We start from the raw sequence: 20,189 nt of genomic DNA, 5'->3' as shown, positions 1-20,189 counted from the left end.
TCGAAGAGTTCTTTGGAATCGTTACCTTCTTTTGACAAAATCCTGTTTCATCTTTCGTTATAATGGCAAGCAACGAATAAACCAGTGGGGGATGAGATCATGGAAAAAGCGGAAAGAAGAGTGAACAGCCCAATTGCAGGACCATTTGTACAGAAGATCCATTCATGGTATGCCAGCATGGCGAAGCTGATGATGCAGCATTTGTATTCGCTCTTTTTCTATAAAGGGTTCATTTATATGATCATCGGTTTTTTATTGGGACGAGCCTTCATTTTGTCGGAGGTGATTCCATTTGCCCTTCCATTTTTCGGAGCGATGCTGTTGATTAAAAAAGATAAAGCCTTCTTGGCCTGTCTGGCGCTGCTTGCGGGAGCTTTGAGCATTTCACCGCAGCATGCACTGTTTATCCTTGCCGCACTCGTTACATTTGCCATATGTTCAAAAATGACTTCTTTTATTATAAAAGATCCGGTCAGGACGCTGCCTGTCGTCGTTTTTTTGGCAATGGCGCTGGCGAGATGCGGGTTTGTTTATGCTCAGCACGGAACGGTGTCAAACTATCACTACATTATGGCTTTTGTCGAAGCAGGGCTGTCCTTTATTTTGACCTTGATTTTTTTGCAAAGCCTGCCGATCGTGACATCAAAGCGGGCCAAACAATCTTTGAAAATTGAGGAAATCATCTGCTTTATGATATTAATTGCATCCGTTCTCACCGGATTAACGGGTGTTTCATTCCAAGGCATGCAGGCTGAACTGATATTGGCCCGGTATGTCGTGCTGGCCTTCGCGTTTATCGGCGGCGCCAGCATCGGCTGTACGGTCGGGGTTGTGACTGGATTGATTCTCAGCCTCTCCAATATCGGCAATCTATATCAGATGAGCCTGCTGGCTTTTTCAGGCCTTCTCGGCGGTCTGTTAAAAGAAGGAAAAAAAGTAGGCGCCGCGGTCGGCCTGCTGATCGGATCATTGCTGATTTCTCTTTATGGAGAAGGTTCGGCTGAACTTGTGCCGACATTGTATGAATCCTTAATAGCGATCGGTTTGTTTCTGTTAACACCGCAGTCCATCACGAAAAAAGTGGCCAAATATATCCCCGGAACGGTCGAACATGCCCAGGAGCAGCAGCAATATGCAAGAAAAATCCGGGATGTCACCGCCCAAAAAGTTGATCAATTTTCAAATGTGTTTCATGCTTTGTCAGAAAGCTTTGCCACATTTTATCATTCCGTTCCTGACGAAGAAGGGAAGGAAAAAGAAATCGATCTGTTTTTAAGCAAGGTGACTGAACACTCCTGTCAATCTTGTTATAAGAAAAACAAGTGCTGGGTACAGAACTTTGATAAAACATATGATTTGATGACGCGGGTTATGCAGGAAACAGAAGAAAAGCAATACTATCAAAACCGCAAGCTGAAAAAAGAATTCAATCAGCACTGTTCTAAATCGAAACAGGTTGAAGCGCTGATCGAGGACGAGCTTACACACTTCAGAGCAGATCAGACGTTAAAGCAAAAGGTCCATGACAGCAGACGTCTCGTAGCGGAGCAGCTCCTCGGCGTATCCCAGGTCATGGCCGACTTTTCTCGGGAAATAAAAAGGGAGAGGGAGCAGCACTTTATCCAGGAAGAGCAAATTCGCGAAGCGCTGCAGCATTTCGGCATCGAAATTCAGCAGGTTGAAATCTACAGTCTTGATCAAGGAAATATCGATATCGAAATGAGCATCCCATATTGCAACGGGCATGGGGAGTGTGAAAAAATCATTGCCCCGATGTTGTCTGATATTTTGGAGGAGCAGATCATCGTTAAGGCTGAGCAATGTGCCGGACACCCGAACGGCTACTGCCACGTCGCTTTCGGATCGGCGAAATCCTACCGTGTGTCGACGGGGGCGGCCCATGCAGCCAAAGGCGGCGGCCTCGTCTCCGGCGACAGCTATAATATGATGGAGCTTGGCGCAGGCAAATACGCCGCCGCCATCAGCGACGGCATGGGCAACGGAGCCAGGGCTCATTTTGAAAGCAATGAAACGATCAAACTGCTTGAAAAAATTCTCCAGTCAGGCATTGATGAAAAGGTTGCGATCAAAACGATCAACAGCATCCTTTCATTAAGAACAACAGATGAGATTTACTCAACGCTTGATCTGTCCATCATTGATTTACAGGATGCGAGCTGCAAATTTTTAAAAATCGGTTCGACCCCAAGCTTTATTAAGAGGTCAGATCAAATCATCAAAGTCCAGGCCAGCAATTTGCCGATCGGCATCATCACCGAATTTGACGTCGATGTTGTCAGCGAGCAATTAAAAGCGGGAGATCTCCTGATTATGATGAGCGACGGAATTTTTGAAGGGCCGAGACATGTGGAAAATTACGACCTTTGGATGAAACGGAAGCTGAAATCACTGAAAACAGAGGATCCTCAGGAAATCGCCGACTTGATCATGGAAGAGGTTATTCGGACAAGATCAGGCCTGATTGAGGATGATATGACAGTGCTTGTCATCAAGATCGACCATAATACACCAAAATGGGCTTCCATTCCGGCGCCGGCTTTTTTGCAAAAGAACCAAGAGATTTCATAGCATTCGTATAAATCAAATTTCTTCTGGCGATGATGAAACTAAATCAAGACTCCAGGAGGAATAAAAATCATGAAAAAGGGGCACTTGAATCAAATCCTGCTCATTACAGACGGATGTTCAAACCGCGGTGAAGACCCGCAGGCGATGGCGGCCTTTGCAAAAGAGCAGGGGATCACCGTAAATGTTATTGGGATTATGGAAGAAAATGCGATGGATCAAGAAGCGATGAATGAAGTTGAAGGAATCGCTCTTGCAGGAGGCGGTGTTCATCAGGTGGTCTATGCTTCCCAGCTGTCGCAAACGGTTCAGATGGTGACGAAAAAAGCAATGACACAAACGCTTCAAGGTGTGGTCAACAATGAGCTGAAACAGATTCTCGGAAAGTCTACAGAAATCGATGAACTGCCCCCTGATAAGCGCGGGGAAGTCATGGAAGTCGTTGATGAGCTCGGGGAAACCGTTCATCTACACGTTTTGGTTCTTGTCGACACAAGCGCAAGCATGAATCCAAAGCTCCCGACAGTCAAAGAAGCATTGATCGATCTGTCGATCAGCCTAAACTCAAGAATCGGTGACAACGAATTTGCGATGTTTATATTTCCCGGGAAAAAACAAGAGGTTGAGCTTGTGCTGGATTGGACGCCAAAGTTTGAATCTCTATCCTCAATATTTTCCAAACTGGCGGCGGGAGGCATTACCCCGACAGGCCCGGCAATCAGAGAGGCGATTCAGCATTTTAATAAAATCAGCTCGAGAAGGGGCATGTTAGAAGATGATGAAAGACGCTTCGACGAGTATAGCGGGTAGTTTAAAGCCGGGTTTAAAGGTTGTTGGAAAGTGGAACAATCATTCCTATAAGATCATCAGACAGCTGGGAAAAGGGGCTAATGGCGTTGTGTACCTAGCTGATTCAACTAAAGGACGTGTGGCGCTTAAAGTGAGCGATGACAGTCTGTCCATTACGTCGGAAGTGAATGTTCTGAAATCTTTTTCAAAGGCCCAGGCTAAAGCGATGGGGCCTTCTTTTTTTGATGTGGATGACATGCTGTTGTCCAATACCGGCAAAAAACTCTCATTTTATGTCATGGAATATATCGAGGGGCCCCTTCTTTTACGTTATGTCAGCGAAAAGGGGGAGGAATGGATTCCGGTATTGATCAGTCAGCTTCTATCAAGCTTAGCGATCATCCATCGCGAAGGATGGGTTTTTGGAGATTTAAAACCGGAAAATTTGATCGTGACGGGGCCTCCGGCAAGAATTCGCTGTATTGATGTCGGGGGAACGACAAAAGAAGGCCGGGCGATCAAGGAGTACACGGAGTTTTTTGACAGGGGATATTGGGAATGTGGAACCCGCAAGGCTGAACCATCATATGATTTGTTTTCCGTGGCCATGATTATGGTGAACTGTGTGACTAAAAAAGAATTCAAGAAGTCGGCCAAGCCGACGGATCAGCTTTTGACAGTCATTGACAGTCAGCCGTTTTTATCAAAATATAAAGCGGTTTTGGTTTCAGCTTTAAAAGGAAAGTATAAAACAGCGGATGAAATGAAGACCGACCTGCTCGAGGTGAGCCGTCCGGTTAAGGGACAAAGCAGCAGGCATCAGCCGAGAACCGCCCGCCGTTCGCAGGTGCCGGCCTCAGCGCGAGGCCCGGGTCAACGGGCGCATGCGGCGCCTCAGCAGCGTTCGCGAAGCGGCCGCAGGGTGAGGAAAGCCCGGCAGAAATCCGGCGGTATCTTTGAAACGCTGTTGATCGTCGTCAGTGTCCTTGCCCTTTATTTTGCCTATATCGTTCTGTTCTTTATGTGAAGAACATACAAGGCCGATAGCTCTTCTTTGCAGGGACTGATTGAAAGTGTTAGGATTATTTATATCTTTTGAAAATCACCCTGCTCTAAGTGGGAGGACATTGTGAAAACGATAGAAGATTTCATGAAAAAAAACGATCTGTCTTTTGATGGAACAACGATCATCGTTGGCGTCTCCGGCGGACCTGATTCCATGGCCCTGCTTCACGCCTTGCATCATTCGATTCCCGAAACGGCGACACTTATTGCCGTACATGTCGATCATATGTTCAGGGGCCGGGAGTCTGAGGAAGACATGCGTTTTGTTGAGCAATATTGCAGAGCGGAAGGGATATACTGTGAAGCCCGGCAAATCGATGTCGGCAAGTATGCTTCTGAAAACAGCCTGAACAAACAGGCGGCCGCAAGAGAGTGCAGATTCCGCTTCTTTAAGGAGCAAATGAATCAGCATCAGGCGGGATTTTTGGCATTGGCACATCATGGAGATGACCAGGTGGAGACGATGCTGATGAAATTGGCGAAGGGCACGGTCGGTTTAGGCCTTGCCGGTATGCAGCCGAAGCGCCGCTTTGAGAGCGGATGGCTGATCAGGCCGTTTCTCGAGCTTGCCAAAGAAGACCTTCTGGCTTACTGCAAGGTGAACCGTGTCCCGTTCAGGACAGATCCGAGCAATGCTGAGGACGACTATACACGAAACCGATTCAGGCATTATGTTCTCCCTTTCTTAAAGAAAGAGTCGGAAGATGTCGATTCCCCGGTGAGAGCCGACTCTTCTATTTCCAGGCTCTTTGCCTCGACGACTCGAAGATCGGCGCCGATCCTGTCGCCGCTTGAAAAGCGCACCACATCACCCGGCACAAGCTCTTTTGAAGGAACTTTGATCCAGCTCCCTTCCCTTAGCACTGTCACCTGGGGAGCCGACAGTTCCTTCAATGCCTCAAGCGACCGTTCCGCCCGCCTCTCCTGAAAAAATCCGAGAATGCCATTTACAAAGATAATCGCAATGATGGCGATCGCATCGATGTACTCCCCCAAAAAACCGGAAATCAGCGTCCCGCACCTTCTCGATCTCCCTATGCCTTTACAAAGAAGGGGAGTTCAACTAATATTAAACTATCTTTATGAAAACGTTCCATCGGCGTTTTCAGCCCATCATATTAAGTTGTTTCTGGAATGGATTTCAAAAACGGGTCCATCCGGTTCTCTTGATTTTCCAAACGGGCTTAAAGTGGTTAAATCTTATCATACATGTTTGTTTACATTTCAGCGTTTGCAATGTGAAAAAATTTCCTATCACTATGAAATCAGCGGTGCGGAAGACGAAGACCTGATGCTTCCTAACGGATATTCCCTTCATGTGAGCAGACAAGGTGCAGCCCACGTGCCGAAAGGAAATGATGTTTTTGCAGCAAGTTCCAAGCATGTTCATTTCCCCCTTTATGTACGGACAAGGCAAAAAGGAGACAGAATCCAACTTAAAGGGATGAACGGCTCAAAAAAGGTTAAAGATATATTTATTGATGAAAAAGTACCTCTTGCGAAAAGAGACAGCTGGCCCATTGTGACAGACGCGGACGGAAGGATTGTTTGGATACCCGGTCTGAAAAAAACCATTTTTGAGGAACTTGATGTTACAAACAATGATCGCATTGTATTACAATATAGACAGCATGAAAAGTGTAGGGGGCTAGCAAAGAATGAAACAAGATATTGAAAATATCCTGATCTCTGAGGAGGAGATCCAAAAAAAGGTCAAGGAGCTCGGCACCGCATTAACAGATGAATACAGCGGCAAGTTCCCGTTGGCCATCGGCGTGTTAAAGGGAGCCATGCCGTTTATGGCCGATCTTTTAAAGCATATTGATACATATTTGGAAATGGATTTCATGGATGTATCAAGCTATGGCAATTCCACGGTTTCTTCCGGCGAAGTCAAAATCATTAAAGATTTGGATACATCAGTCGAGGGCCGTGACATCTTAATTATTGAAGACATCATCGACAGTGGGCTGACTTTAAGTTATCTTGTGGAGCTTTTCCGGTACCGCAAAGCAAAGTCGATTAAGATTGTAACCCTTCTTGATAAACCGAGCGGACGCAAGGCGGATATCAAAGCGGACTATGTCGGCTTTGAAGTGCCGGACGCATTCGTTGTGGGATACGGTCTTGATTATGCGGAGCGCTACCGCAATCTTCCGTACATCGGAGTTCTCAAGCCGGCGGTTTATGAAAGCTGATTACGAAAGGGATATCTGTTGTATTGGAACGATTTTCTATGATACTATTGAACATAGTTGTGCTTACTGTGGGAGGAGGTAAGGAATGAATCGGGTCTTCCGTAATACCATTTTTTATTTACTTATTTTATTAGTTGTAATCGGAGTTGTGAGCTACTTCCAAACCGCAAATCCGAAAACAGAAAATATGACGTACAGTGACTTTGTTTCAAACCTTGAAAACGGGAAGGTTGAGAATGTTTCCATCCAGCCTGTCAGAGGTGTTTACGAAGTCCGCGGGCAGCTGAATAATTATGAAAAAGACCAATATTTCCTGACCCATGTTCCTGAAGGAAAAGGGGCAGACCAGATTATTGATCAAGTCAAAAAGATGAAGATACAAGTTGAACCTGCACAGGAAACAAGCGGATGGATGACCTTCTTTACCACCATCATCCCTTTTGTAATTATCTTCATTCTTTTCTTCTTCCTGCTTAATCAGGCTCAAGGCGGCGGAAGCCGTGTCATGAACTTCGGTAAAAGCAAGGCTAAGCTATATACAGAAGAAAAGAAACGCGTCAAATTCAAAGATGTGGCAGGAGCGGATGAGGAAAAACAAGAGCTTGTCGAAGTCGTCGAGTTTCTGAAGGATCCCCGCAAATTTGCTGAACTCGGAGCAAGGATTCCGAAAGGTGTGCTTTTGGTCGGACCTCCGGGTACAGGTAAAACGTTGCTTGCGAAAGCTTGTGCCGGTGAAGCTGGCGTGCCTTTCTTCAGCATCAGTGGATCAGACTTCGTGGAAATGTTCGTCGGGGTCGGTGCTTCACGTGTACGCGACCTGTTTGAAAATGCGAAGAAGAATGCGCCGTGTCTGATTTTCATCGATGAGATCGATGCAGTCGGACGTCAGCGTGGTGCGGGTCTAGGCGGCGGCCATGACGAACGGGAGCAGACGCTGAACCAGCTTCTTGTTGAAATGGACGGCTTTAGCGCCAATGAAGGGATCATCATTATTGCCGCGACTAACCGCGCAGACATTTTAGACCCTGCATTGCTTCGTCCGGGACGCTTTGACCGTCAAATTACAGTTGACCGTCCTGATGTAAAAGGCCGTGAAGAAGTGCTTCGCGTCCATGCGAGAAACAAACCGCTTGACGAATCTGTCAACTTGAAATCAATCGCGATGAGAACGCCTGGATTCTCCGGTGCGGATCTTGAGAATCTTTTGAATGAAGCGGCTCTCGTAGCAGCCCGCCATGATAAAAAGAAAATCGATATGCGCGACATCGATGAAGCGACAGACCGCGTCATCGCCGGTCCTGCTAAGAAAAGCAGGGTGATTTCGAAAAAAGAACGCAATATCGTTGCTTATCATGAAGCGGGGCACACCGTCATCGGACTTGTTTTGGACGAAGCGGATATGGTGCACAAAGTAACAATCGTACCCCGCGGCCAAGCCGGCGGATATGCCGTTATGCTTCCTAAGGAAGACCGTTATTTCCAAACAAAACCGGAACTTCTCGATAAAATCGTCGGTCTGCTTGGAGGCCGTGTAGCCGAGGAGATTATATTCGGCGAAGTCAGCACGGGAGCCCATAATGACTTCCAGCGTGCCACCGGCATCGCTAGACGGATGGTTACGGAGTTTGGAATGTCTGAAAAACTCGGTCCACTTCAGTTCGGACAGTCTCAGGGCGGCCAGGTCTTCTTGGGTCGTGACTTCAACAATGATCAAAACTACAGTGACGCGATCGCGTATGAAATTGATAAGGAAATCCAGCGCTTCATCAAAGAATGTTATGAACGTGCGAAAACGATCCTTACCGAAAACCGCGATAAGCTTGAACTGATCGCTCAGACATTGCTGGAAGTCGAAACGCTCGACGCTGAGCAAATCAAGCATTTGACTGAGCACGGAAAACTTCCTGACCGGACCTATGCAGATGATGTTCAGGAGAAAAAAGACGATGTCAAAGTAAACATCAACAAAAGAGATGATGAAGAGAGAAAAGAGGATGACAAAGCGTAATTCCCATCCCTTTTCCCTTCGTTTTAAGAAAACTGCCAAGCGTATGCTATTCGGCAGTTTTCTTATTTTTTTGCCTTTTTAGAGCCGCTTTGGCGAAATCTCTTTCCGCCGGTTTGATTCGTTTACAAAAAGAATCGGCATCGTGTATTGTATGATGGTAGAATGTTTTATGACCAAGTAAGAGAAACTAGTCAAAAGTGGTGATCAGAATGTTACTCGTTATAGATGTGGGAAATACAAACACCGTTCTAGGCATATATCACGACGGGGAGTTAGAATATCACTGGCGGATTGAAACAAGCCGCCACAAAACAGAAGATGAATTCGGCATGCTCCTCAGGTCTTTATTTGATTATGTTGGACTGATGTTTGACCAGATCGAAGGAATTATCATTTCATCAGTTGTACCGCCGATCATGTTTTCCCTTGAAAGAATGTGTACAAAATACTTTCAGATCGAGCCGCAGATCGTCGGGCCCGGTATGAAGACAGGATTGAATATTAAATACGATAATCCGAAAGAAGTCGGAGCTGACCGTATCGTTAATGCAGTGGCGGCGATTCATCTTTACGGAAGTCCGCTGATTGTCGTTGATTTTGGAACCGCTACAACATACTGTTATATCAACGAACGCAAAGAATACATGGGCGGAGCGATCGCGCCGGGCATCACGATCTCGACAGAAGCCCTTTACTCAAGAGCTGCAAAGCTTCCTAGAATTGAAATCGCAAGGCCGGACAACATTGTCGGTAAAAGCACGGTCAGCGCCATGCAATCCGGCATTCTTTACGGGTATGTCGGACAAGTTGAAGGCATTGTCAAACGGATGAAATGGCAGTCGAAACAAAATCCGAAAGTCATTGCGACAGGCGGTCTGGCTTCTTTGATTGCGGATGAGTCCGATTGTATAGATGTTGTCGATCCGTTTCTCACATTAAAGGGACTTGAGCTGATATACGAGCGGAATCGCGTTGAAAGTGTATAGGAGGATGACGATGGACTATTTAGTAAAAGCGATTGCATATGACGGCAAAGTCAGGGCATATGCAGCAAGAACGACAGAAACGATTCATGAAGCACAAAGACGCCACAATACCTGGCCGACCGCTTCCGCCGCTTTAGGAAGAACGATGACGGCGGCCGTGATGCTGGGCGCTATGCTGAAAGGCGAAGACAAGCTGACCGTTAAAATTGAAGGCGGCGGACCGATCGGGGCTATTGTCGCCGATGGAAATGCAAAGGGAGACGTTCGGGGCTATGTGTCCAACCCTCATGTCCATTTTGATTTAAATGAGCATGGAAAGCTTGATGTCAGAAGAGCTGTGGGAACGTCGGGAACGCTCAGCGTTGTAAAGGATCTTGGTTTGCGCGACTTGTTTACCGGTCAAGTCGAAATCGTTTCCGGAGAAATTGGCGATGATTTTACATATTATCTTGTCTCTTCTGAACAAGTCCCTTCCTCGGTGGGCGTTGGTGTGCTCGTCAATCCGGACAATACGATTTTGGCAGCCGGCGGCTTCATCATACAGCTGCTGCCCGGGACTGATGATGAAACCATCACAAAGCTGGAGACTAACTTATCCCAGGTGGAACCGATTTCCAAGCTGATTCAAAAAGGGCTGACCCCTGAGGAAGTATTGAGAACGGTTCTGGGGGAAGAAGCGGAAGTGCTGGAAACCGTTCCAGTCCGCTTTACCTGCAATTGTTCAAAAGAGCGTTTCGCAAGAGGAATTATCGGTCTTGGCAAACAAGAGATTCAAGCCATGATTGATGAAGATGGAAAAGCCGAGGCGCAATGCCATTTTTGCAATGAAACGTATCTGTTTACAAAAGAAGAGCTTGAAGCGCTTCGAGATGAAATTTAATGCCCGCTATTCATGTAGCGGGTCTTTTACAATGGGAAAAGGGGAGAAACGATATTGAAATCAAGAACGCTGTGGCCGATTATCATTGGCGCAATTTTTGTCAACTGTATTGTGATTGCATATGTTCTCACAAAGTCGCAGACCGCTTCCACTTCATCAGCCCAGGAGGTGATTGCCAACATTGGAAAGAGCGGCATTACCCGGGAGGAATGGCTGAGTGAGATGGAGGACCGCTTCGGAAAGGCTACTTTGGAAGATATGATCAATGAGCGTGTCGTCAACCAGCTGGCTGAAAAAAATAACATCAAAATCTCTGATGATGAAATCGACAGGGAGTTTCTTTTGATCAAAGCCGTTTATAATTCTTTCTATGAAGACGAACATACGACGGAAAAAGAGTGGAGAGAACAGATCAAGCACAATATACTTCTTGAAGAGCTCCTCACTAAAGACATTGTGATCCCGGAAAGCGAATTAAAGTCTTTCTATCAGAAAAATAAAGACCTGTATAAATTCGATGATTCTTACCGCTTGAAGCATATCGTTGTAAAAGATAAAGATGAAGCTGAACAAGTGTTAAAGGAACTGAAGGGCGGATCAAGCTTTGAAGCGGCCGCTGCCGAACACTCGACAGACCGATATACGGCGCCTTATGGCGGAGACCTCGGCTTTGTCAATGAGCAGAATGAAAACATCCCGGCAGAATATTTGCAAGCAGCCAAACATTTAAAAGAAAACGAGTGGGTCGATGAACCGATTCAAACGAGCCAGGGCTATTCCGTTATTCAGCTGAAAGAAAAGCTGAACGGCCGGTCTTTCACTTACAGCGAAGTCAAGAATCAAATCCGCAGACAGATCGCAATGGATCAGATTGGCGACAAAGCCTCAGTTAAAACCCTCTGGAAAGATGCAAACGTATCGTGGTTTTATGGTGATAAAAATAAAGATTGACAAAATTTTTTGATATTGATAAATTAGTTATAATCCCAATAAAATTACTCGGAAATTGAGGTGTTCATATGGTTCGCGTTGCAAACTCTGTTTATGACTTAATCGGAAACACACCTGTTGTTAAATTAAATCGTCTTGTTGATGAAGACAGTGCTGATGTATATGTAAAGCTTGAGTATATGAATCCCGGCAGCAGTGTTAAAGACCGGATTGCGCTTGCGATGATCGAAGACGCCGAAGAAAAAGGCCTTCTGAAAGAAGGAGATACACTGATTGAGCCGACAAGCGGAAATACAGGAATCGGCCTTGCCATGGTCGCTGCTGCAAAAGGCATCAAAGCCATCCTTGTGATGCCTGATACAATGAGTTCCGAGCGCCGCAACCTTCTTCGCGCTTATGGAGCGGAGCTTGTGCTGACACCGGGCGCTGAAGGAATGAAAGGTGCGATTAAAAAAGCGGAAGAACTGGCTAAAGAAAACGGCTATTTTATGCCTCAGCAATTTAACAACCCTGCAAATGCGGAAGTGCATCGCCGCACGACAGGCCAGGAAATCGCTGAACAATTTGGAGATGGACTTGATGCGTTCGTCGCCGGTATCGGAACCGGCGGAACCATTACAGGAGCCGGCGAGGTTCTGAAAGAAAAAAATCCGTCGATCAAAATTTTTGCTGTGGAACCGACAGATTCTCCGGTTCTTTCAGGAGGAAAACCAGGGCCGCATAAAATTCAAGGAATCGGAGCCGGGTTCGTACCTCAAATTTTGAATACTGATGTTTACGATGAAATTATTACGGTGAAAAATGAAGAAGCCTTTGAATTTGCCCGTAAAGCTGCAAGAGAAGAAGGAATCCTGGGCGGAATTTCTTCAGGAGCGGCGATCTTCGCTGCCATTCAAGTTGCTAAAAAGCTCGGAAAAGGCAAAAAAGTGCTTGCCGTACTCCCAAGTAATGGTGAGAGATACTTAAGCACACCTCTTTATCAATTTGAATAGGTTTAAAAAAGTGTTGGGCTGTCGACGATGTCGGCGGCCTTTTGCTTTATAAAAGGAGGTCGGTGTCCTTGAGTAAAATGCTCAAGGGCTTTTTATGTATTGGAAATGAAATTCTCTTTTCTTTAAAAAAAGATTTGCATTACAATAAGGACAATAGAATAACGGTTAGGAATGATACGATGACACAACGAAGGCCTGTAGCCAGAATATACCCATATTCCCAGGAACGTTTTTTTAAAAGGTATGAATGTCTTTCGAAAGGAAAAAAACACCATGTGCTCCTGGAAAGCGCCAGAGGCGGCGACTACAGTATAGCCGGTCTTGATCCTGTCGCCATCGCGAAAGGGAAAGACGGGATCACGACCATTCAATATAAAGGGGAAACGATATTTAAAGAAGGAGATCCGTTTTTACAGTTTACCCGATGGTTTCAGGAATTGAAAACGGAGACGGTTGCAGATTTTCCTGATTTTCAGGGAGGGGCTGTCGGCTTTTTAAGCTATGACTATGCCCGCTATATTGAAAAATTTAAACATCTGTCTATCGATGATCTGCAAACGCCTGACTTATTCTTTCTCGTGTTTGATGATCTGGCCGTCTATGACCATGCAAAGGAAGAGCTTTGGCTGATCACGCACAAAAACGGAGAAGAGCTTTCCTCTACGGAAGATCAACTGAATCAGCTTGAACAGATGTGGATGTCACGCGATGCGGAACCCGCAGCAGCTGAAGAACCGGCGGACAATAAAGGGGCTTCGTTTGCACCTTCATTTACCGAAGAGGGCTTTTCACAGGCGGTTGAAAAAATAAAGCAATACATCGCAAGCGGTGACGTGTTCCAGGTGAATCTTTCCCTGCGGCAGTCAGAGCGGCTGTCGGCGGCGCCGTTTGACGTTTATAAAATGCTGAGAAAAGTGAATCCCTCTCCTTACATGGCATACTTGGAAACCCCGGATTTCCAGGTGATTTGCGGATCGCCTGAACTGCTGATTAAAAAGAAAGGAACCCTGCTGGAAACAAGGCCGATTGCAGGGACAAGATCCCGCGGGGCGGATGAAGCGGAGGATGAAGCGCTCGCGAATGAACTGATCATGAATGAAAAAGAGCGGGCCGAGCACGTGATGCTTGTGGATTTAGAGCGGAATGACCTTGGCAGGGTGTCAAAATACGGCTCCGTTCGCGTCGATGAATTCATGGTGATTGAAAAATATTCCCATGTCATGCACATTGTTTCAAATGTGTGCGGTGAAATCAAAGAAGAATGCGATGCGGTTGATGTCATCCACGCGGTGTTTCCCGGCGGAACGATTACAGGGGCTCCGAAGGTAAGAACAATGGAAATCATTGAAGAGCTTGAGCCGACAAGGCGAGGGCTTTATACTGGTTCTATAGGATGGTTCGGATATAATCAAGATATGCACTTTAATATCGTCATCCGAACGATTTATGTCAAAGCAGGCCATGCGTTCATGCAGTCGGGAGCGGGAATCGTCATTGATTCAAACCCTAAGCATGAATATAAGGAATCATTTAAAAAGGCCATTGCGATGAAAAAGGCGCTGCAGTTGAGTGAAGAAGAGAAAAAAAGAGCAGAGGAGAGCTGAGAAAATGATTTTGATGATCGACAATTATGACTCGTTTACGTACAATTTGGTGCAATATTTAGGAGAGCTCGGCGAAGAATTGATCGTCAAGCGCAATGATGAAGTGACACTGGCGGGCATTGAAGAATTGTCCCCGGATTTTCTGATGATTTCGCCGGGGCCGTGCAGCCCTGATGAGGCCGGAATCAGCCTTGAAGCGATCCGTCATTTTGCAGGGAAGATTCCCATTTTCGGAGTCTGCCTCGGACATCAATCCATCGCCCAGGTTTTCGGCGGCGATGTCGTCAGAGCGGAACGGTTGATGCATGGGAAGACATCAGAGATTTCCCACGATGGTTTAACCGTTTTTAAAGGCTTGGAAAGTCCGCTGACGGCTACCCGGTATCATTCGCTGATCGTTAAACCTGAAACCTTGCCGAGCTGCTTTACCACATCCGCTTGGACTGATGAAGGAGAGATTATGGCCATCAGGCATAAAGAGCTGCCGATCGAAGGTGTGCAGTTTCATCCGGAGTCTATTATGACCTCCTGCGGAAAAGAGATGCTCAATAATTTTATTGAGACTTACCGAAAGAAAGTGAACGCATGATCATTTACATGAACGGTCATTATGTGAAAGAGGAGGAAGCGAGACTTTCTCCTTTTGACCATGGTTTTTTATATGGAATCGGCGTTTTTGAAACATTTCGCCTCTATAAAGGGAAGCCGTTTCTTTTGGAATGGCACATGGAAAGGCTTCAGACAGCATTGAATGAACTGAAAATAGAGACGGCGCTGACAGAGAGCGATGTCCTCAGTGTGCTGGACAAGCTGCTCGAATTGAATCAGCCGCCAAATGGCAATGCGAGGATCAGGCTCAATATATCAGCCGGTCCCGGGGGATCAGGGCTTTTTCCCGATTCATACAAAAATCCCTGCATCATGGTGATGATGAACCCTTTTGATCCGGCATCCGTACCGGAGGAAAAGGAAGGAATCATTTTGCAGGTTCGCCGAAACACGCCTGAGGGGCCTTTCCGGCTGAAATCCCACCACTTTTTAAACAACCTGTATGGAAAAAGAGAACTCGGAAGTGATCCGGGAAAAGAAGGGATTTTTCTTACCGCGAGCGGAGATGTAGCCGAGGGCATTGTTTCCAACCTTTTTTGGCAAAAAGACGGATGTGTGTATACACCTTCACTGAAGACCGGAATTTTAGACGGTGTGACGCGGCGATATGTGCTGGAGCGGCTCGACAGTATGGGAATGAAGGTCAGACAGGGGGAATATCCGTTGGATCATCTTCTCGCTGCTGAGGAAGCATGGATGACCAATTCCGTTCAGGAGATTGTGCCGTTCCGCCAAATCGGCGCCACTGCATTCCCGGGAAAGGATGGAAGTCTGACAAAGAAACTGCAAAAGGTGTACACTAACGATAGAACAGCAAAAGACGAAAATTGAATCTAAAGGGTGAGGGATATGGCGCTGCAAACAACAGTCCGTTCAAAGCGGCTGAAAGCAAAACAATACACGTTGTCATATGAAGATAAAACATTAATTATGGGCATTTTAAATGTCACGCCTGACTCGTTTTCCGACGGAGGGAAATACAACAGTATAGACCGCGCAGTGGTCCATGCGAAACAGATGATAGAAGACGGCGCCCATATCCTTGATATCGGGGGAGAATCGACAAGGCCCGGAGCCGAGAAGGTTTCCCTTGATGAGGAGCTTGCAAGAGTCATTCCTGTAATTGAAAAGCTTGTACAGGAAATCGATGCACCGATATCGGTTGACACATATAAGGCTGGGGTAGCCGATGAAGCGCTAAAAGCCGGAGCTTCGATTATCAATGATGTATGGGGCGCCAAAGCCGATCCCGAAATGGCTGCTGTCGCCTCTCGGCATGATGTGCCGGTTATCTTGATGCACAATCGACATGAACGAAATTATACAGATTTAATACCAGACATGATGTCCGATCTGATGGAATGTGTAGACATTGCGAAGTCCGCCGGAGTGCAAGACCATCACATCATCCTTGATCCCGGTATCGGTTTTGCCAAAACATATCATGACAATCTTATGGTCATGAATGAGCTGGAGAGATTCAAGAGTCTGGGCTACCCGCTTTTACTGGGCACCTCGCGCAAAAGGTTTATCGGACGCGTCCTGGATTTGCCGCCTGAGGAACGGGCGGAAGGGACAGGCGCGACAGTATGCCTCGGCATTCAAAAAGGATGCGACATTGTCAGAGTCCATGACGTCAAGCCGATTGCTAGAATGGCGAAAATGATGGATGCGATGATCGATAAGGGAGGCGTTTATCATCGATAAAGTATATATAGAGGGAATGGAATTTTACGGATACCACGGGGTTTTTCAAGAGGAGAACAAACTCGGCCAGCGTTTCCGCGTTGATTTGACGGCAGGATTAGACTTGAGCGTAGCAGGAAAGACCGATGATATTGATGCGACCATTAACTATGCAGAGCTGTACAAGCTCTGTAAAGAGGTCGTGGAAGGAGAGCCGGTCAACCTTGTCGAAACCCTTGCAGAAACGATAGCCGAGAAAGTCCTCGGTCAATTTGAAGCGGTTCAGGAATGCACTGTCAAGGTGATCAAACCAGATCCGCCGATACCCGGACATTACAAATCCGTAGCCATAGAAATGACGAGAAAGCGGAAATGAAACATACGGCATATATAGCGTTGGGCTCGAATATCGGCCGGCGGGAAGAATATTTAAAAAAAGCCGTTGCTCTCCTGCATCAGCATCCGTCTGTCACGGTTACAAGCATCTCTTCAATTTATGAGACAGATCCGGTCGGATATACAGATCAGGATCCATTTTTAAATATGGTTGCGGCTGTCAAAACATCTCTTTCGCCTTTTGCACTGCTTGATTTGACGCAGCGCATTGAAAATGAACTCGGCCGGACGCGGGACATCAGGTGGGGTCCGAGAACGGCAGACCTTGACATTTTGCTGTATAATCGTGAAAATATTGAGACAGAGCAACTCATTGTTCCTCATCCGAGAATGCATGAACGTTTGTTTGTACTCGTCCCGCTATTGGAGATTTATCCGGACTTTGAGGAATCTGTCAATCATGCGAAAAATCAAGAAGGTGTAAGGGTATGGAAGCAGAAATCTGGGGTAGACGAATTCGTGCGTACAGAAAGTTGAAAGGTTATACTCAAGAGGGCTTTGCCAAAGCATTGGGTATGTCCGTTTCTGTACTGGGTGAAATAGAACGGGGAAATCGAATGCCGTCGGAGAGCATGCTCAGGGATGTAGCCAATACTTTAAATATATCAGTGGAGGAATTGTCTCCATCAGAAGAATAAGAAAGGAGGACGTAAAATGTTTAAGATCGGTGATATCGAATTGAAAAACAGGGTTGTCCTTGCGCCGATGGCAGGGGTATGCAACTCCGCCTTCCGCCTGACCGTTAAAGAATTCGGTGCGGGTTTGGTGTGCGCAGAAATGGTCAGCGATAAAGCGATCCTTTATAACAATGCGAAAACAATGGGAATGCTTTATATCGATGAACGGGAAAAACCGCTCAGCCTGCAAATTTTCGGCGGTGAAAAAGAAACGCTCGTCGAAGCGGCGAAATTCGTTGATCAAAACACAACAGCTGATATTATTGACATTAACATGGGATGTCCGGTGCCAAAGATTACAAAATGTGATGCGGGGGCCAAATGGCTGCTTGATCCGAATAAAATTTATGAGATGGTTTCTGCTGTAGTGGATGCGGTTGATAAACCGGTTACCGTTAAAATGAGAATGGGCTGGGATGATGATCACATTTTTGCTGTTGAGAATGCAAGAGCTGTTGAACGGGCCGGCGGAAAAGCCGTGGCTCTTCACGGGCGGACCCGCGTGCAAATGTATGAAGGAACGGCGAACTGGGACATCATCAAAGAAGTAAAGCAGTCTGTATCAATACCTGTTATCGGAAACGGAGACGTCAAAACACCTCAAGACGCGAAGCGCATGCTTGATGAAACAGGAGTGGACGGCGTCATGATCGGCCGTGCTGCTTTGGGTAATCCGTGGATGATTTACCGCACGGTTCAATACCTGGAAACAGGCGAATTAAAAGATGAGCCGAAAGTGCGTGAGAAAATTTCCGTCTGCAAGCTTCATCTTGACCGTTTAATCAAACTAAAAGGTGAAAATGTGGCAGTTCGTGAAATGAGAAAGCACGCGGCCTGGTATTTAAAAGGTATAAGAGGAAACGCAAAGGTCCGGAATGAAATCAACCATTGCGAAACGAGAGATGAGCTCGTGCAGCTGCTGGATGCGTTTACGATTGAAGCCGAGGCAAAAGAGCTTCAGGATGCTAAAGTAGGATAAATCCGACCTCTGCTCACTGCCAGTTTTAACTGGCAGTTTTTCTGCTTTTCCTGAAAGACTAAAAATAACGGAGTGATATATGATGAGTCATGAAGAGCATAACCATGAAGAATTAAACGATCAGTTGCAAGTCAGACGCGATAAAATGAGTCAATTGCGCGAAAGCGGAAAGGACCCTTTCGGTCAGCGTTTTGAACGCACTCATCAATCAGCGGAACTAATTGATTTGTACAATGAGTACTCTAAGGAAGAATTAGAAGAGAAAGCAATCGAAGTAACGATTGCAGGCCGGATGATGACAAAACGAGGCAAAGGGAAAGCTGGATTTGCCCACATTCAGGATTTGAAAGGCCAAATCCAGATTTACGTTAGAAAAGACAGTGTCGGAGAAGAACAATACGAGCTGTTTAAAGGCTCTGACCTCGGGGATATTATCGGTGTTACTGGTGTTATGTTTAAAACCAATGTGGGTGAATTGTCTGTCAAAGCAACATCTTTTGATCTTTTAACAAAAGCTCTTCGTCCGCTTCCTGATAAATATCACGGCTTAAAAGACATTGAACAGCGCTACCGCCAGCGTTATTTGGACTTGATTGTCAATCCGGACAGCAAAAATACGTTTATTACAAGAAGTAAGATCATTCAATCAATGAGAAGATACTTAGATGACCACGGATACCTGGAGGTAGAAACACCTACGATGCATGCCATTCCAGGAGGTGCATCCGCCCGTCCGTTTATCACACACCATAATGCGCTCGATATGCCGCTTTATATGAGAATCGCGATTGAACTTCATTTGAAAAGGCTGATCGTCGGCGGACTTGAAAAAGTTTATGAAATCGGACGTGTATTCCGGAATGAAGGAGTATCCACCCGCCACAACCCCGAATTCACAATGATCGAGCTTTATGAAGCTTATGCCGATTACAAAGATATCATGAGCTTAACGGAAAATCTCATCGCTCACATCGCTGAAGAAGTGCTTGGCACTACTACTGTTCAATATGGTGATCATCAAGTCGATCTCAAACCTGAGTGGAAAAGGCTTCATATGGTAGATGCCGTTAAAGAAGCGACCGGAGTGGATTTCTGGAAAGAGGTCTCACTGGAAGAGGCCAGAGCTTTTGCTAAAGATCATAGTGTTGAAATTACTGAAAATATGTCTGTGGGGCACATCATTAACGAGTTCTTCGAACAAAAAATCGAAGAAACCCTGATTCAGCCAACCTTTATCTATGGTCATCCGGTAGAAATTTCGCCGCTTGCTAAGAAAAATCCTGAGGATCCCCGCTTTACGGACCGTTTTGAGCTGTTTATTGTGGGTCGAGAGCATGCGAATGCCTTCACCGAACTTAATGATCCTATTGATCAGAGAGAACGCTTTGAGGCGCAATTAAAAGAACGTGAAGAAGGAAATGATGAAGCTCATATGATGGATGAGGACTTTGTTGAAGCATTAGAATACGGGATGCCTCCTACCGGCGGTTTAGGAATCGGTATTGACCGGCTTATTATGCTTTTGACGAATTCGCCGTCAATCAGGGATGTTTTACTATTCCCGCAAATGAGACATCGTTAAAACTTCAAGGATCAGCCGGAAATGAAACGGCTGATCCTTATTTAAAAACAAATTTTATTTTTTCTCAAAAAAGTATTGCACAAACATAAATACGGTGGTATATTATTATTCGTTGCCGCAAAAAGCGGTGGCAAAAACAAAAAAAGCTACTTTAAAAAAGTTCTTGACTTCATGTTGAGAATTGGATATAATATAAAAGTC

18 protein-coding genes and 3 pseudogenes are annotated in these 20,189 nt (G+C 45.9%); 20 read left to right on the top strand and 1 reads right to left on the bottom strand.

The window, feature by feature from the left end; all coding sequences use genetic code 11:
* The first annotated feature begins 99 nt into the window (after window positions 1-99).
* From spoIIE to tilS (M654_RS00090), 4 genes and pseudogenes are all read left to right on the top strand, one after another.
* Window positions 100-2,589 (top strand): stage II sporulation protein E, encoded by a 2,490-nt coding sequence (gene spoIIE / locus M654_RS00105; protein WP_026589809.1) that lies wholly within the window; start codon window positions 100-102, stop codon window positions 2,587-2,589.
* Between the two features lie 69 nt (window positions 2,590-2,658).
* Window positions 2,659-3,396, top strand: a complete 738-nt coding sequence (locus M654_RS00100; protein WP_026589808.1) for a VWA domain-containing protein — start codon at window positions 2,659-2,661, stop codon at window positions 3,394-3,396.
* Window positions 3,362-4,402, top strand: a complete 1,041-nt coding sequence (locus tag M654_RS00095) for a serine/threonine protein kinase (protein ID WP_026589807.1) — start codon at window positions 3,362-3,364, stop codon at window positions 4,400-4,402. Before M654_RS00100 ends, M654_RS00095 begins: the two co-directional genes overlap by 35 nt.
* Window positions 4,403-4,504: 102 nt before the next feature.
* A pseudogene (tilS, locus tag M654_RS00090) lies at window positions 4,505-5,149 on the top strand (tRNA lysidine(34) synthetase TilS); the annotation flags it as partial.
* Here tilS (M654_RS00090) and M654_RS00085 read toward each other — a convergent pair.
* Window positions 5,149-5,454 (bottom strand): annotated as a pseudogene (locus M654_RS00085) (P-type ATPase); the annotation flags it as partial. The pseudogenes tilS (M654_RS00090) and M654_RS00085 overlap by 1 nt on opposite strands.
* Between M654_RS00085 and tilS (M654_RS00080) the strand changes: the two are divergent.
* The 16 genes and pseudogenes from tilS (M654_RS00080) to lysS all read left to right on the top strand — a co-directional run.
* A pseudogene (gene tilS / locus M654_RS00080) lies at window positions 5,405-6,115 on the top strand (tRNA lysidine(34) synthetase TilS); the annotation flags it as partial. The pseudogenes M654_RS00085 and tilS (M654_RS00080) overlap by 50 nt on opposite strands.
* A complete protein-coding gene (gene hpt / locus M654_RS00075; RefSeq protein ID WP_026589806.1) occupies window positions 6,099-6,638 on the top strand; it encodes a hypoxanthine phosphoribosyltransferase in 540 nt (179 codons plus the stop codon). The pseudogene tilS (M654_RS00080) and the gene hpt, both read left to right, overlap by 17 nt.
* 85 nt (window positions 6,639-6,723) lie before the next feature.
* The gene (gene ftsH / locus M654_RS00070) at window positions 6,724-8,646 is read left to right on the top strand and encodes an ATP-dependent zinc metalloprotease FtsH (RefSeq protein WP_026589805.1); all 1,923 of its coding nucleotides are present in this window, start codon (window positions 6,724-6,726) and stop codon (window positions 8,644-8,646) included.
* A gap of 209 nt (window positions 8,647-8,855) precedes the next feature.
* A complete protein-coding gene (locus M654_RS00065) occupies window positions 8,856-9,632 on the top strand; it encodes a type III pantothenate kinase (RefSeq protein WP_026589804.1) in 777 nt (258 codons plus the stop codon).
* A 10-nt stretch (window positions 9,633-9,642) separates the two neighbouring features.
* Window positions 9,643-10,512, top strand: coding sequence for an Hsp33 family molecular chaperone HslO (gene hslO / locus M654_RS00060; protein WP_026589803.1), 870 nt, complete (start codon window positions 9,643-9,645; stop codon window positions 10,510-10,512).
* A gap of 54 nt (window positions 10,513-10,566) precedes the next feature.
* Window positions 10,567-11,463 carry a peptidyl-prolyl cis-trans isomerase gene (locus M654_RS00055; RefSeq protein WP_026589802.1) on the top strand — a complete coding sequence of 299 codons (897 nt, stop codon included), beginning with the start codon at window positions 10,567-10,569 and terminating at the stop codon, window positions 11,461-11,463.
* Window positions 11,464-11,531: 68 nt separating this feature from the next.
* Window positions 11,532-12,455: a cysteine synthase A gene (cysK, locus tag M654_RS00050; protein WP_026589801.1), complete on the top strand. Its 924-nt coding sequence runs from the start codon at window positions 11,532-11,534 to the stop codon at window positions 12,453-12,455.
* 179 nt (window positions 12,456-12,634) lie between these two features.
* A complete protein-coding gene (locus M654_RS00045) occupies window positions 12,635-14,059 on the top strand; it encodes an anthranilate synthase component I family protein (RefSeq protein ID WP_026589800.1) in 1,425 nt (474 codons plus the stop codon).
* Between the two features lie 4 nt (window positions 14,060-14,063).
* Entirely contained in the window at window positions 14,064-14,648 is a 585-nt protein-coding gene (gene pabA, locus M654_RS00040; protein ID WP_026589799.1) for an aminodeoxychorismate/anthranilate synthase component II, read from the top strand.
* Complete coding sequence (gene pabC, locus M654_RS00035; protein ID WP_026589798.1) at window positions 14,645-15,499, top strand: aminodeoxychorismate lyase; 855 nt, start codon at window positions 14,645-14,647, stop codon at window positions 15,497-15,499. Before pabA ends, pabC begins: the two co-directional genes overlap by 4 nt.
* A gap of 18 nt (window positions 15,500-15,517) precedes the next feature.
* Window positions 15,518-16,375 (top strand): dihydropteroate synthase, encoded by an 858-nt coding sequence (gene folP, locus M654_RS00030; protein WP_026589797.1) that lies wholly within the window; start codon window positions 15,518-15,520, stop codon window positions 16,373-16,375.
* Window positions 16,368-16,730 carry a dihydroneopterin aldolase gene (folB, locus tag M654_RS00025; protein ID WP_026589796.1) on the top strand — a complete coding sequence of 121 codons (363 nt, stop codon included), beginning with the start codon at window positions 16,368-16,370 and terminating at the stop codon, window positions 16,728-16,730. The genes folP and folB overlap by 8 nt, the downstream gene beginning before the upstream one ends.
* Window positions 16,727-17,227, top strand: coding sequence for a 2-amino-4-hydroxy-6-hydroxymethyldihydropteridine diphosphokinase (folK, locus tag M654_RS00020; RefSeq protein ID WP_026589795.1), 501 nt, complete (start codon window positions 16,727-16,729; stop codon window positions 17,225-17,227). Before folB ends, folK begins: the two co-directional genes overlap by 4 nt.
* The gene (locus tag M654_RS00015) at window positions 17,179-17,388 is read left to right on the top strand and encodes a helix-turn-helix domain-containing protein (protein WP_035428856.1); all 210 of its coding nucleotides are present in this window, start codon (window positions 17,179-17,181) and stop codon (window positions 17,386-17,388) included. The genes folK and M654_RS00015 overlap by 49 nt, the downstream gene beginning before the upstream one ends.
* A gap of 16 nt (window positions 17,389-17,404) precedes the next feature.
* Window positions 17,405-18,406 carry a tRNA dihydrouridine synthase DusB gene (gene dusB / locus M654_RS00010; protein ID WP_026589794.1) on the top strand — a complete coding sequence of 334 codons (1,002 nt, stop codon included), beginning with the start codon at window positions 17,405-17,407 and terminating at the stop codon, window positions 18,404-18,406.
* Window positions 18,407-18,488: 82 nt separating this feature from the next.
* Window positions 18,489-19,988, top strand: coding sequence for a lysine--tRNA ligase (gene lysS, locus M654_RS00005; RefSeq protein ID WP_026589793.1), 1,500 nt, complete (start codon window positions 18,489-18,491; stop codon window positions 19,986-19,988).
* Window positions 19,989-20,189 lie beyond the last annotated feature (201 nt).

This window comes from Bacillus sp. NSP9.1 (assembly GCF_000465465.2).
Taxonomy (GTDB): Bacteria; Bacillota; Bacilli; order Bacillales; family Bacillaceae; genus Bacillus; species Bacillus sonorensis_A.
Note: the sequence above shows the minus strand (reverse complement) of the source record. Positions and strands in the feature narration are given on the sequence as shown.

Excerpts from the sequence above, each read along its gene's own strand:
- cysK (WP_026589801.1), top strand. The coding sequence starts at position 11,532 with ATGGTTCGCGTTGCAAACTCTGTTTATGACTTAATCGGAAACACACCT.
- M654_RS00095 (WP_026589807.1), top strand. The coding sequence starts at position 3,362 with ATGATGAAAGACGCTTCGACGAGTATAGCGGGTAGTTTAAAGCCGGGT.
- dusB (WP_026589794.1), top strand. The coding sequence starts at position 17,405 with ATGTTTAAGATCGGTGATATCGAATTGAAAAACAGGGTTGTCCTTGCG.
- hslO (WP_026589803.1), top strand. The coding sequence starts at position 9,643 with ATGGACTATTTAGTAAAAGCGATTGCATATGACGGCAAAGTCAGGGCA.
- M654_RS00045 (WP_026589800.1), top strand. The coding sequence starts at position 12,635 with ATGACACAACGAAGGCCTGTAGCCAGAATATACCCATATTCCCAGGAA.
- pabC (WP_026589798.1), top strand. The coding sequence starts at position 14,645 with ATGATCATTTACATGAACGGTCATTATGTGAAAGAGGAGGAAGCGAGA.
- lysS (WP_026589793.1), top strand. The coding sequence starts at position 18,489 with ATGAGTCATGAAGAGCATAACCATGAAGAATTAAACGATCAGTTGCAA.
- pabA (WP_026589799.1), top strand. The coding sequence starts at position 14,064 with ATGATTTTGATGATCGACAATTATGACTCGTTTACGTACAATTTGGTG.
- ftsH (WP_026589805.1), top strand. The coding sequence starts at position 6,724 with ATGAATCGGGTCTTCCGTAATACCATTTTTTATTTACTTATTTTATTA.
- M654_RS00100 (WP_026589808.1), top strand. The coding sequence starts at position 2,659 with ATGAAAAAGGGGCACTTGAATCAAATCCTGCTCATTACAGACGGATGT.
- hpt (WP_026589806.1), top strand. The coding sequence starts at position 6,099 with ATGAAACAAGATATTGAAAATATCCTGATCTCTGAGGAGGAGATCCAA.
- M654_RS00015 (WP_035428856.1), top strand. The coding sequence starts at position 17,179 with ATGGAAGCAGAAATCTGGGGTAGACGAATTCGTGCGTACAGAAAGTTG.
- folP (WP_026589797.1), top strand. The coding sequence starts at position 15,518 with ATGGCGCTGCAAACAACAGTCCGTTCAAAGCGGCTGAAAGCAAAACAA.
- M654_RS00065 (WP_026589804.1), top strand. The coding sequence starts at position 8,856 with ATGTTACTCGTTATAGATGTGGGAAATACAAACACCGTTCTAGGCATA.
- spoIIE (WP_026589809.1), top strand. The coding sequence starts at position 100 with ATGGAAAAAGCGGAAAGAAGAGTGAACAGCCCAATTGCAGGACCATTT.
- folK (WP_026589795.1), top strand. The coding sequence starts at position 16,727 with ATGAAACATACGGCATATATAGCGTTGGGCTCGAATATCGGCCGGCGG.